General features: G+C 67.5%; 9 protein-coding genes and 2 pseudogenes. 7 read left to right on the top strand and 4 right to left on the bottom strand.

The genetic code is table 11. The annotated features are described in order from the left end of the window. The first annotated feature begins 3 nt into the window (after positions 1-3). Positions 4-126, top strand: coding sequence for a cellulose binding domain-containing protein (locus KIP79_RS24825; RefSeq protein ID WP_308169739.1), 123 nt, complete (start codon positions 4-6; stop codon positions 124-126). Between the two features lie 352 nt (positions 127-478). Here KIP79_RS24825 and KIP79_RS24820 read toward each other — a convergent pair whose 3' ends face one another. Beyond that, positions 479-733, bottom strand: a complete 255-nt coding sequence (locus KIP79_RS24820; RefSeq protein ID WP_214107309.1) for a hypothetical protein — start codon at positions 731-733, stop codon at positions 479-481. A gap of 299 nt (positions 734-1,032) precedes the next feature. Here KIP79_RS24820 and KIP79_RS24815 point away from each other — a divergent pair, with 299 nt between their 5' ends. Together KIP79_RS24815 and KIP79_RS47300 are read left to right on the top strand one after the other, a co-directional pair. After that, positions 1,033-2,370 (top strand): AAA family ATPase, encoded by a 1,338-nt coding sequence (locus KIP79_RS24815; RefSeq protein WP_250213766.1) that lies wholly within the window; start codon positions 1,033-1,035, stop codon positions 2,368-2,370. A 180-nt stretch (positions 2,371-2,550) separates the two neighbouring features. Continuing rightward, a pseudogene (locus tag KIP79_RS47300) lies at positions 2,551-3,594 on the top strand (AfsR/SARP family transcriptional regulator); the annotation flags it as partial. A gap of 2,019 nt (positions 3,595-5,613) precedes the next feature. On the opposite strand, the gene KIP79_RS24805 reads toward KIP79_RS47300, so the two are convergent. Together KIP79_RS24805 and KIP79_RS24800 are read right to left on the bottom strand one after the other, a co-directional pair. After that, on the bottom strand, positions 5,614-6,450 hold the full coding sequence (locus tag KIP79_RS24805) for an ABC transporter permease (protein ID WP_214107307.1): 837 nt from the start codon (positions 6,448-6,450) through the stop codon (positions 5,614-5,616). After that, positions 6,447-7,472 (bottom strand): ATP-binding cassette domain-containing protein, encoded by a 1,026-nt coding sequence (locus KIP79_RS24800; protein WP_214107306.1) that lies wholly within the window; start codon positions 7,470-7,472, stop codon positions 6,447-6,449. Before KIP79_RS24800 ends, KIP79_RS24805 begins: the two co-directional genes overlap by 4 nt. A gap of 1,195 nt (positions 7,473-8,667) precedes the next feature. Here KIP79_RS24800 and KIP79_RS24795 point away from each other — a divergent pair. From KIP79_RS24795 to KIP79_RS24780, 4 genes and pseudogenes are all read left to right on the top strand, one after another. Continuing rightward, a pseudogene (locus tag KIP79_RS24795) lies at positions 8,668-8,886 on the top strand (IS982 family transposase); the annotation flags it as partial. A gap of 138 nt (positions 8,887-9,024) precedes the next feature. Further along, the gene (locus KIP79_RS24790; protein WP_214107305.1) at positions 9,025-9,834 is read left to right on the top strand and encodes a methyltransferase domain-containing protein; all 810 of its coding nucleotides are present in this window, start codon (positions 9,025-9,027) and stop codon (positions 9,832-9,834) included. 416 nt (positions 9,835-10,250) lie between these two features. Beyond that, positions 10,251-11,399: a helix-turn-helix transcriptional regulator gene (locus tag KIP79_RS49615; protein WP_308169871.1), complete on the top strand. Its 1,149-nt coding sequence runs from the start codon at positions 10,251-10,253 to the stop codon at positions 11,397-11,399. A 10-nt stretch (positions 11,400-11,409) separates the two neighbouring features. Continuing rightward, the gene (locus KIP79_RS24780) at positions 11,410-11,691 is read left to right on the top strand and encodes a hypothetical protein (protein ID WP_214107304.1); all 282 of its coding nucleotides are present in this window, start codon (positions 11,410-11,412) and stop codon (positions 11,689-11,691) included. Positions 11,692-11,774: 83 nt separating this feature from the next. On the opposite strand, the gene KIP79_RS24775 is transcribed toward KIP79_RS24780, so the two are convergent. Next, a complete protein-coding gene (locus tag KIP79_RS24775; protein WP_214107303.1) occupies positions 11,775-12,317 on the bottom strand; it encodes a hypothetical protein in 543 nt (180 codons plus the stop codon). Between the last annotated feature and the right edge of the window lie 202 nt (positions 12,318-12,519).

The raw sequence follows: 12,519 nt of genomic DNA, 5'->3' as shown, positions 1-12,519 counted from the left end.
ACCGTGACCGCCAGGAACGCCGCCTACAACGGCAACCTCGGCGCCGGAGCCAGCACCACCTTCGGCTTCCAGGTCAGCCGCCCCAACGGCAACACCTCACTGCCAAGCGGATACACCTGCGCCTGACGGTTATCCCTCCCCTGGCCCATCCACTGGGTGGGCCAGGGGCTCAGCACGTCGGGACCCTTTGTAAAAGTCGTCCGAAACGCTCGCGGGCCTCGTCGCCATCGGCCTACCGGCCGCACATGCCGAGCCGACCGACGACAGCGTCTCCGTCACCGTCATGAGTACGACCGATCTACATGCCCATATCTTCAACTGGGACTACTACACCGATAAGCCGGACACGGGGCGTGGCCTGGCCAGGATCTCCAGCCTCGTAGAAGGGGTCCGGGCCGAGAAGGGGCGAGATCACACGCTGCTGTTCGACAGCGGGGACACGATCCAGCCCGACCGCCGTGTCCCTCACCGGCACCGGCTACGACACCGTCCCGCTGACCGTGACCGCCTCCTCCCGGTGCCTGGGCACCTCCGCGTACGTGGCGGTAACGGCCACCAACGACGGCACGACGCCGGCCACCGTGACCCTGTCCACCCCGTACGGCTCCAAGACCGTGGCCGACGTGGCCCCGGGCAAGCAGGCGTACCAGTCCTTCAACACCCGCACCCCCCAACTCACCGCAGGCACGGCCACGGTGACGGCCACCGCGACGATCAACGGCCACCAGGTCACCTCATCGTCTGACGCCGCCTACCCGCAACCAACTGCAACTGACCCAACCAGAGCGGTAGCCGCTGCCCATCCACCGCGGCTACCGCTCTGCCGATCCCGCACGGATTTGATAGTTTCACCTATGATAGTTTCGACTACCATAGCTGCCACGATCTGGAGGGCTGTCGTTGTCGCAGAAGCCGGAGCGCTTGTTCGGCCGGGACACCGAATGGGAAGCTCTCGCTGACTTTGTCGCGTCCCCTTCGCGAGGTGCGACTCTCGGACTGGTCTACGGCCGCCGTCGCCAAGGCAAAACCCTCATGCTCGAACTGCTCGCCCAGCAGACCGGCGGGTTCCTGTTCGGCGCGACCCAACAGACCGAGGCGCAGAACCTCGCCGACCTCGGAGCGGCCTATGCCGCCCATCGCGGCCTACGCCAGCCCGTCACCTTCCGTACGTGGCGCGAAGCGATCGACGAAGTGCTCCGACTCGGGGAGGACCAGGCCGTCCCCCTGATCATCGATGAGTTTCCCTACCTTGTCTCGGCCACGCCCGCGCTCCCCTCCTACCTCCAGCAGGCGCTCAGCCCGCTCGGGCACGCCAAGCAGCACACCCGAACCCGGATGATCCTCTGCGGCAGCGCCCTGACCACGATGGCGCAGCTACTCGCCGGCGGTGCGCCCCTGCGCGGGCGGGCGGCCATGGAGTTGATCATGCGCCCCTTCAGGTTCCGTGAGGCCGCCGCCTTCTGGGGCGCTGATCACGATCCGGAGCTGGCGTTTCGGCTGCACGCCCTGCTGGGTGGGACCCCCGCCTATCTGGAGATGAGCGGCGGATCGGGACCCACGGAAACAGCGGAGTTCGACCGCTGGGTGCAGAGGCGTCTACTGAACCCAGCCTCCGCGATGTTCCGTGAAGGCGCCCTGCTGCTCCGAGAAGAGCCTTCCATCACCGATCCGACCTCATACTCGGCCACGCTGAGCGCGATCAGTGCCGGCAACCACCGGCGTTCGGAGATAGCGGCGGCACTGGGACGCCCCAGCAGCGCCCTCGCCCACCTGCTGTCGGGCCTGCAGGACATCGGCCTGATCGAACAGATCGACGACGCCCTACGCGGCAAGCGCAGCGTCTTCCGCATCGCCGAACCCGTCGTACGCCTGCACCAACTTCTCATTCAACGCCACGAAGCCGAACTGATCGCGGGCCGCGCCGATCGTGTCTGGGTCTCCAACGCGGACACCGTCGCCGCTCAGATCTACGGCGCACACTTCGAGGACCTCGCACGGCAGTGGTGCTTCGAGCACGCGGCGCCCGACACGCTCGGCGGCACCGCCACTGCGGTACGCCCGACGGAACTGCCCTGTCGCGAACACCGCCGAGGCCACGAACTGGATGTCGTCGTCACGGAGACGACCTCCTTCGCCGCTGACCGCATCATCGCGATCGGTGAGGCCAAGAGCACCGAGGCTCCCGTCGACACCCCTCAACTGGAACGACTGGAACACCTACGCGGCCTCCTGCCCAGTGCCAAGGTCGGCCCCCTCCCCAAGCTCCTCCTGTTCGCCCGTTCCGGCTTCTCAAGCGACCTCGCTCGCCTTGCCGACAAACGACCCGACATCGAACTCATCAACCTGGACCGGCTGTACGCGGGAGCATGACGGCCGGCGACGTCGTCGATTGGGTCCGGCTGCGTGAGGTGGCCGCGTAGGCGCGGGCAGCGCCGGGATCGACCGTAAGCTGAGAGTGTGGCTCCAGCGCTGACCCTCCTCGACGGCGTCCGCTGGCGAGGCGTCCGTGTGATCGGCGATCGCGCGCAGACCCTGCTGGCGGTGCTCGTCATGTACGGACGGACGGGAGCCAGCGACGAGCGCCTGGTGGACGAGCTGTGGCGCGACGAACCGCCGGCCAACCCCACGAAGGCGCTGCAGGTGGTCGTCTCACGGACCCGGGCCGCGACCTCCGCCGACGCCGTGGTGCGCACCGCGCGCGGTTATCGGGTGGGACTTCCCGATGAGCAGGTGGACACGCTCCTGCTCGGCGTTCTGGTGGAGCAGGCACGTGCCGCGCTGGGCAAGGACGACGTGGCCCTCGCGCTCAGACGTGCCGAAGAGGCCATGAGTCTCGCAGCCGACGAACTGGAGGCCGCCACGGGCCCGCTGGCGGAGCTGAGGGACGTGGCCGCCGGGCGGCTGGCCGAGGCGCGTCGCGTGTCGGCTGTCGCCCGCGGCCGAAGCGGTGACCACGAGGGCGCGCTGCCGCTCCTGGAGAAGGCTGCGGCTGATTGGCCGCACGATGAGGAACTGCTCGCCTGCCTGCTGCGCAGCGAGGCCGCGGTGCGCGGCGCCGCCGCGGCGCTGGAGCGCTACGAGCGCTATCGAGCGGGCTTGGCCGAGCGCCTCGGCGCCGATCCAGGGCCCGAACTCGCTCGCGTGCACGCCGGATTAATCATCGCGGATCGACCGGTGCGCGAGGGCATCCTGTACGACGGTTCCTCGTTGCTCGGTCGCGACGACGACATCCGCGCGGTGCACGCCCTGCTCCAGACCAGCCGGGTGGTCTCCATCATCGGTCCGGGCGGGCTGGGCAAGACCCGGCTCGCCCACGTCGTCGGCAGGAAAGCCACACAGCCCATCGCTCACTTCGTTGAGCTCGTCGGCGTCTCCTCACCCGAGGGCGTGGTCGGCGAGGTGGGCTCGGCGCTCGGGGTGCGCGACTCGGTCAGCGGGCGTCGTGCCCTCACCCCCCAGCAGCGAGCCGACATACGGACCAGGATCGCCCAGCATTTCGACCAGGCTCCGGCGCTGCTCATCCTCGACAACTGCGAGCACGTGATCGAGGCCGTCGCCGACCTGGCGGCCTTTCTGACCACGGCCACCCGGGACCTGCGGGTGCTCATCACCTCCCGCGCCCCCTTGTCGATCCCCGCCGAACGGGTCTACCTCCTCAGCGAGCTGCATGCCGGCGACGCGGTGGAGTTGTTCCGGCAGCGCGCCACGGCGGCGCGTCCCGGTGTGCGGATCGAAGAAGGGGTGGTCGGCGAGACCGTCGCCCGCCTCGACGGGCTGCCGCTCGCGATCGAGCTGGCCGCCGCCAAGGTGCGGGTGATGTCGGTGGAGGAGATCGCGCGGCGCCTGGCGGACCGGTTCGCCCTGCTGCGTGGCGGCAACCGCACCGCTCCTGACCGGCATCGGACGCTGCTGTCGGTCATCGACTGGTCGTGGAATCTGCTGGAGGAGCCCGAACGGCGGGCCTTGCGGTGGCTGTCACTGTTCGGCGACGGGTTCACGCTGACCGCCGCCGAGCATGTGCTGGGGCCCGATGCCCTGCATGCCGTACACGCGCTGGCGGAGCAGTCGCTGCTGAATGTCCGTGAGACGGGCTACGGCCTCCGCTACCGGATGTTGGAGACCGTCAAGGAGTTCGGCCGGATGCGGCTGGCGGAGGCCGGCGAGGAGGCGCCCGCGCGGGCCGCGCTGCGGGCCTGGGCGACCGATTACGCCTGGACGAACGCCGCCAAGCTGTTCGGCCCCGCCCAGTTCGCGGCGGCTGACGCGCTGCGGGCCGAGGAGAGCAACCTGGCCGACCTGCTCCGCCGGGCGCTTGGTGAGCCCGACCCCGCCACCGTGGTCCACCTGCTGGCCGGCGTGGGCACGCTGTGGTCGGTCCGGGGTGACCACCCAAGGATCATCGTGCTCAGGGATGCGATCAGGCAGGCGGTCACCGGCTGGCATCCACCCCCGGAGCTCGAAGAAGTGACCCGGGTGGCCCTGCTGATCGTTCTCATGAACGTGATGATCATCGGGGAAGGCGAGGGTAGGGAACTGCGTGGCCTGCTCGGCAGGTTGCCCATCCGGGACACGACGGACATTCGGATCGCGGCGATGGCGGCGGTGGTGCTCGCCAATGACCCATCCGATGCCGTCGGTTGCCGCCGGCGGCTCGCCGAACTGTGCCGGAGCGACGTTCGTGAAACGGCGCTGATGGCGACGCATCTGAACGCCCATCTTCTGGAGAATTCGGGCGACCTGGCGGGGGCGACCGCGGCGGCCGGGCGAGCTCTGGCGCTGGTCCGCGAGGAGGACGGACCGTGGATCGCGGCGACCTTGCACGCCACGCTGGCCCACCTGTCCCTGCAGCTCGGTGACCGCCAGGGGGCGATCGGCCACGCGCGGGCCGCCCTTCCGGTCCTGAGCCGGCTCGGCGCCACAGACGACGAGACGCAACTGCACGGGGTGGTGCTGTTCGCCGCGCTCGCCGAGGGAGACCCCGAGACCGCGGCAGCCGAGTTCACGGAGATCACCCGGATCAACGACGGCGAGGCGGTCCTCGGTGGGCAGGCGATCGTCCCGCTGTTAGCCGCCGAACTCGCCCTCTCGCGCGGTGACACGGCCGCCGCCCTGGCGGAGTACCGCCTGGCCGTCCAGCAGGCGCGTGACCTGCGCATGCCCGGGGTGCCGCTGACCGGAGCCGAGCCGTGGGTGGTCATCGCGGAGGCCTTCGCCCTGACGGCGCACGCCTACCACGCCGGCCCTGCGGACCTGCGGTACGGCGAGGAGTTGTTCCACTTCTGCGTCACCTTCCGGGCCGGCGACGTGCTGACAGAGGGAAGCCCTTTCCTCGACTACCCGTCGTGCGGCTCGATTCTTTTCGCGCTCGGTGCCTGGGGCACGCTGCGCGGGGGCATGGCCCCCGGCGACGCGGCCGACCTGCTGGTGCTGGCCGAGCGGTTCGCCTACAGCCGCCTCGCGCCGAGCCTGGCCTTCGAGCGGATCGAACCGCACGCCGAGGCGGCCGCGCCCGGCATGATCGCCGCCATGCGCGCCGAATACGGTCATCGGCACGGCTCGGACCTTCTCGACGAAGCACGGGCGCTCGTCGAGAAGGTCCGTGGCGCGGGGGGCTCACATGTGCCGCTTGTAGCTGTGGACGGACAGTGGGGCGAAGATCGTGATGACGATCAGGCAGGCCAGGACCGTCCAGGCCACCTCTCCGGTGACGAGCGCGCTGTTGGCCAGGTCGCGGGCGGCCGTGACAAGGTGTGAGACCGGGTTGATCTTGACGAACGCGGCAAGCCAGTCCGGCAAGGTCTCGACCGGGACGAACGCGTTGGACAGGAAGGTCAGCGGGAACAGGATCATCATGGAGATGCCCTGCACGGCCTGGGCGCTCCGGGCGATCGTGCCGACCCAGGTGAAGACCCACGCCAGCGACCAGCCCGTGAAGATCGCCAACACGATCGCGGCGAACACGCCTGGCGCTCCGCCACCGGGCCGGTAACCCAGCAGCAGGCCCATGCAGAAGGTCAGGGTCGCCGCGATCGTGTAACGCAACAGGTCGGCCACCATCGGGCCGGCGAGTGGCGCGATCCGGGCGATCGGAAACGACTTGAATCGGTCGAAGACCCCCTTCTCCATGTCCTCGCGCAGTTGCGTCCCGGTGGCCATGCAGCTGGTCAGCACGGTCTGGGCGAGGATGCCGGGGATCATCAGCGGGAGATAGCTCGCCACGTCACCGGCGATGGCGCCACCGAAGATGTAGGCGAACATCGCGGTGAGCAGGACGGGCTGGAACGTCACGTCGAAGAACTGTTCCGGGTTGCGGCGCATCTTCTTGAGCGCCCGCCACGCCATCGTCAGGGTCTGGCTCAGCGTCTCCCCCGGGGAGACGTGCCGCCGGGCAGCCGACACCCGGTCGGCGGCCCGCACGGTCTCCCGGGCAGGCGCGATCATGGTGCTCATCGGTTCTCCTCCCTGCTGTTTTCGTCGTCTCCGTCCGCCCCGTGGCCGGTGAGGGCGAGAAACACCTCGTCCAGGCTGGGCTTGGCCACGCTCACCGAGGTGATCGAGACCCCGGCGGTCCGCAGCGCGATCAGCACGTCGGCGGCGAGGTCGGCCTGGTCGAGGGCGACGTTGAGCCGGCCCCGCTCCGGGCTCAGGACGGGATCGGAGCCGAGGACGCGCCGGACCACCTCCGCGGCGGCGGGCACCTCGCCCGGCTCGGCGAGCAGCAGCTGGAGGGTGGAGTTGCCGACCGCGGTCTTCAGCTCATCAGGGGTTCCCTCGGCCACCTTGCGGCCGAGGTCGATGACGGCGACCCGATCGGCGAGCTGGTCGGCCTCGTCGAGGTACTGCGTGGTCAGCAGCACCGTGCAGCCGTCGGCGACCAAGCCGCGGATGGTGTCCCACATCTGGCCGCGGGTACGCGGATCGAGGCCGGTGGTCGGTTCGTCAAGGAAGATCAGCGGCGGTCGGCTGATCAGGCTGGCGGCCAGGTCGAGGCGCCGCCGCATGCCGCCGGAGAACTGCGCGATCGGCTTGTTCGCCGCCTCCTCCAGGCCGAACTGCTCAAGCAACTCGGTGGCGATCCGCCGGGCGCGCGGCGAGGCGATCCCCAGCAGCCGGCCGAAGAGCCAGAGGTTCTCGCGGGCGGTCAGGTGCTCGTCGACCGACGCGTACTGCCCGGTGACACCGACCAGCTGCCGGATCACGTGCGGGTTGCCCACCACGTCGACACCGAAGATCTCGGCGCGACCGGCGTCGATCTTCAACAGCGTGGCCAGCATCCGTAGCGTGGTGGTCTTGCCGGCACCGTTCGGCCCGAGGACGCCGAAAATCTCCCCAGGCCGCACATCCAGGTCAATCCCGTCCACGGCACGATGCTCGCCAAACGTTTTGACCAGCCCTTCCGCATGCACGGCCAGACCGGTCCCACCGGAGACGACAGCACCGCCCCCGGCCCGGTCGAGTTCTGTGATACTCATGCCTCCACTGTCGACGCTGCCGGTTTCACGGCACCCTCGACCCGGTTTCATATACGGGCTCGACCTCATCGCAACGGACGAAGCGGAGGTCTACGTCAGCGACCAGACCTGGCGAGTCCTTCAGCGGGAGTTCCGCCTCAGCCCCGATCCGTCGGGCAATCTGGTACTGCGGGTCCCGGCCGTATCCGAATCCCACCTGTCTGTCGTCCTCGCTCGTGAGGTCATGTCGGTCGGGGTGATCGCTGTGGATCTGCTGGACAGCGGTGAGCCCCGCTCTCGACGCTCCGCGATTCAACTCATCGAACGCCTTCTGGGAGCAACGCCTCGTGACTGAAACGCCCCTTCGCCTCCGTGACCAGTCTGTAGACCTTGGTCAGGTGCGCCTAACCGACGATCGCCTCGCCAATTCCCTTGGATCATGCTCCGTGACGGAAATCGACCGAAGCAACGCCGCAGAAACGTACTCATTTCTAACGCGGCGTTGAAATCCTTGGTTAACGTCACCCTCGACATCTAACTCTCACTGCCTCCCGGCCATTCAGCGCGAAAAGTTGCGAAGTTCCTTGCGCTCATGGGCAGACGGCGGTGCGGACCCTGTGCGGACGCTGACCTGGACGTGGAGCCGGTCATGGGGGACCGTCGTTGCCCCCTCGTCACCCGGCTAAATGGCCGCTGTGTGCAGAGGGCGTGAAGAGCGGCCAGGATGACCTTGTGACGGATTTGACGTGTGACATCTCGTTGGTGGTCGTGGATTGTGAGGTTCCGGACGACGAGGTCAGGAGATGGTGGAACTGCAAAGAGGCGCCGGTGCTTGACGATCTCGTGGTGGTCGCTCCCCGACTCCGCCTTGGGAGGGTCCTGGACAAGCACGGCGATGTTCCCGGCCCGGCTAGTCGTGTCTCCTCCCTGCTCTTCCTACGGGGTACTACGCCGCAATATGTCGTTCCTCGGCTTGATGATGAATTGATCGCCGAGCTTTTGGCTGCGTACCAAAGGCGAGATGACGACGGCTCCGGAACTCAACGAGCTGATCTCGCAGAGGTTGCCACCTTCCTGGCAACTCATCGGGGCGCTGGAGTCCTCACCGATGAGGACTAGATGATTGATTCCAAGGGCTGAGGTTCGCTGATCGTCTGCGAACATGGGCGAGGGTGTCCAAGATCTTTGTGACGAAAGACCTGAACACCCTCGCCACCGCACACATCTGGCCGGCATGTTCCCCTACCTGCCCGGCCAAAGCGGCTACAACAAACGCCTGCGCGCCGCCTCCGCCCTGGTACTGCACATGATCCGCGTCCTGGGCCGTGACAGCAGCCTGTGGAGCGACGACGTATGGGTGGCCGACTCGACCCCGGTGGAATGCGGACGCTCCCGGCAGACCGCATCACGCAGCGCCCTGGCCGGATGGGCCGAGTAAGCCCTGATCAAAGGTTCTGCCGACTGCACCGCTCCCCAGATCAGGTCGGGATGCTCTGTGAAGCCGGATGGAAAGTCGTGCCGAAGTACACTTGAGCGCTGCCTCATCGTGTGGGCCGGAGGGGAGGAAAGTCCCTTGTCATCCGATATTCATTTGGCTTTCCAGCGATCGGATGTGGATACCCTCAAAGAGGGGCTGTTCGCCTTTCTCGATCGCGTTGATGGGTTGCCGCTGGTCCAGGCGGTCAAACACCGTATGGCGGGTGTGCTCGATCGGCGGCAGGGGCTGCGTATCCTCGACCTCGGTTGTGGCATGGGGCATGAGCTGCCCCGGTTAGCCGAACTGGCCAGGCCCGGCGGGTGCGTCATCGGCGTCGACCTGAACCCTGACATGATCGCCGAGGCGCGGCGGCGCACGGCGCATCTCGGCGACCTCGTCGAGTGCCGGACAGGTGACGCGCAACGGCTCGATCTGGCCGACTCCAGCATGGACGTCGTACGAGCCGAGCGTGTCCTGATGTACGTCCCCGACCAGATGCGGGCGATCAACGAGATCGTCCGAGTGGTGAAACCCGGTGGCACGGTGGTCGTCTTCGAACTCGACTACGGCGCCGCCACGATCGATATGCCCGACCGGTCGGCGGCTCGGCGTGTGCAGGACACCCTGGAGGCGACGCTCCCGCATCCGTGGACAGGTCGATCGCTCGGCCGGCTCTTCTACGACGCCGGGCTGCGCGACGTCACCTCCGAACCCATCGCCATGCCCCTTTCCTATGACCTCTATTTACGGCTGGCCCAGCCCGCCCTCGCCGCGGCCGTGGAATCCGGCGCGCTGGATGCGGCGACATACCGGAAATGGCTTGACGCCGGTGAAGCCGCGCACCGTGCGGGTCGCTTCTTCGACACGTTCCTAGGCATGATTGTCTGGGCCCGCAAGCCCGAGTGATCTCCGCCGCTCCCGTTCTAGCCACGGGTGAGCTCGGCGATGTCGTCGCCGTGACGGTTGGGGCTGGGCCGGTCGCTTCGCTCGGTGATGCCGCGTTCACGGACACCTCGGGCTCTGTTCTGCGCGAACCAATGCGCGGAGCGCCGCATCTCACCGGCAAAAGGGGGCAGGCGGCTCCTCATACTTGACGGCGACCACTTCATCGTCGCCCATTCGCTCGCTTCCCCGACCGCCAAGTCGGACCTCAAACATGGTGGTTGGCGACGATCGGTAGATCAGCCATGGCTCGCCGCCTGTAAGTGCGATTCCGTTCCCGTGCATGTGGGGCGGACGCGGCTCTGACACGGCACCAGGGCCAGCGACTCCCCCCATTTGGGGGGATGATGCGGAAACAGCCCAGGATTAGCATGTTTGGCATGACCAGGGCCATGGCCGCCGAGCGTCTGGTGGCGTCCATCCAGAGCGCGGACGCGCGTTACGCGACCGTTGACGAGTTCCTGGCTGCGGTCAGCGGTGAGGTGCGTAAGGCCGTTCCGTTTGACGGTGGCCTGTGGTTCGGGGTCGATCCCACGACACTGCTCGCGGCCTCGTACAAGCGGATCGAAAGTATGGACGCCTCGTACTGCTGGCCGTTGTGGCACAGCGAGTTCCAGGCCCACGACGTACTGCTCTTCCGCGACCTGGCCCGGCAACCGGAGACGGCGGGGTCGTTGCGCATGGCCACCGGTGACAGACCCCTCCGCAGCACGCGTTACCGGGAGTTCGTCCGCCCGCAGGGGTACGAGGACGAAGTGCGCGTGGCCTTCCGTACCGGCACCACGACCTGGGCGGTGGCCGGTCTCTACCGGGAGAAGGGGCGCCCGCCCTTCGACACGGACGCGCTCAGGCTCCTGCAGTCCATCTCCCGTCCCGTGGGGGTTGCCCTGCGCAACCGCAGCGTGTCGCAGGTGCCCGCTACCCGGGGGAGTGAGGCGCTCAGGTCGCCCGGCGTGCTGCTCTTCAACGCTCAGGGCATGCTCATGTCCGCCAACACGCACGCCAAGGCGTGGCTCCGCGAGATCTACGACCAGGGCGAGGATTCGTGGACCATCCTGCTGTCGGAGCACCCGGCGTCGCACGGTCCGGAGGCGTACCGGTTGCAGGGACTGGTGTCGCAGGCCCAGGCGGTCGCCAGGGGCCATGACGAGGCCGGATCCGCCTGGCTGCGCTGCCGGGACCGTAGCGGCCGGTGGGTCGTGCTCCACGCCTCCTGCATGGATGAGAGAGATCCCGGCAGCCCGGTCGCCATCGTGATCAAGCCCGCGCAGGGCACCGAGATCGTCCCTATCATCGTGGAGGCGTACGCGCTGACCGCCCGGGAACGCGAGGTACTGCGGGCCCTCGTCCGCGGCCTCTCGACCTCGGACATCGCCGCCGAACTCTTCCTGTCCAGCCACACCGTGCGCGACTACATCAAGTCCGTCTTCGAGAAGGCCGGCGTGAGCAGCCGCGGGGAACTGACCGCGAAACTCTTCGCCGAGCACTACTTCGACCACATGCACACATCGGTCGTACACGAATCGTAAGAACCGCTCGTTGGCATTGGGGCCGGCGGCTTACATCGACTCCACCGCTTACTGTTCCACCCGACGGCTCTCTCAACGTGGATACGGCACATCCGGCAAGATCAAACGCACCCTGGAATGGGACACCCGGACCGGCTGGCTCAACCGCGTCACCACCCAGACTGCCGCCGACACCGCCAGCCCGATCACCGTCCAAGACGACCGTCTTACCTACGACGTGTCCGGCGAGATCAGCCGCATTCTCGATAACTGCCAGGGAGGTAGCGATCTTCCTGGAGGCGGCCGATGCTAGACAGCCGGCTTGGCCCGGCTCCTCACCCATCTCGATGAGTTCCTCCGCAGCGACCTCACCTGCTGAACAGCGCCCCCTAGCGCCTAGCAGGCCAGCTTCAGCGCCGTGTCGGAAATGCGGGTCTTGTCCCCCGTCTTGACACCACACCGGGCCGTCCCGTGGGCTTCGATATTCCAGGAAGTGGCGTGTCCCGAGCCAAGCCGCTTTCCAGCGCACTCCACGACGAAGTCGGCGTCCACCAGGTGGTGCACCTTCTGGTAGGCGACGAGCTTCTTCGCGCCGGCGCCAGAGATTTCACCCTGACTGCCCTTGGAGGGGTACGTCCGGCCGATCGGTTCCAACCGCTGACGGACTCGCTTGCCCAACGACGTGATCGCCGCCTGCGGCTTATCAAGCTTCACCCCGGTCACCTGCGCGACGCCCGACCGCAGCACCTGCATGACCGGGACCCACTTCTCACCCTTTGCCAGCGTCTTCGCCTCGGAGACCGCGCTGAGCACGTGACGGTCGTCGATGTTGAACCAGGTGAACGTGCACGACTTCCGGGGAGCCGATACGGCTGTCGCGGCAGAGGCGGACGAGAAGACGAGGATGCCGACCCCGGCTATGGCCGCAGTAACGATCATACGCATAACAGTCTTCCCATCCTCCGACCACCGAGTGATGCGGTGGTTCCTCGTCTCGTCAGCTAGGGCGTGACATCGCGTTCCATCCCGTGACCACCACGGGACCAGGAAAGTTCCATTCACGTTTGATCACCCAAAGCGGCATGAATTCCACCTGCATAACCGCGGTTACGACCGAATCAGCAGCGGCACGAGCTGCTCC

This window comes from Acrocarpospora catenulata (assembly GCF_018476525.1).
Classification (GTDB): Bacteria; Actinomycetota; Actinomycetes; order Streptosporangiales; family Streptosporangiaceae; genus Acrocarpospora; species Acrocarpospora catenulata.
The sequence above is the reverse complement of the archived record's forward strand: the minus strand, read 5'-3'. Positions and strand labels throughout refer to the sequence as shown.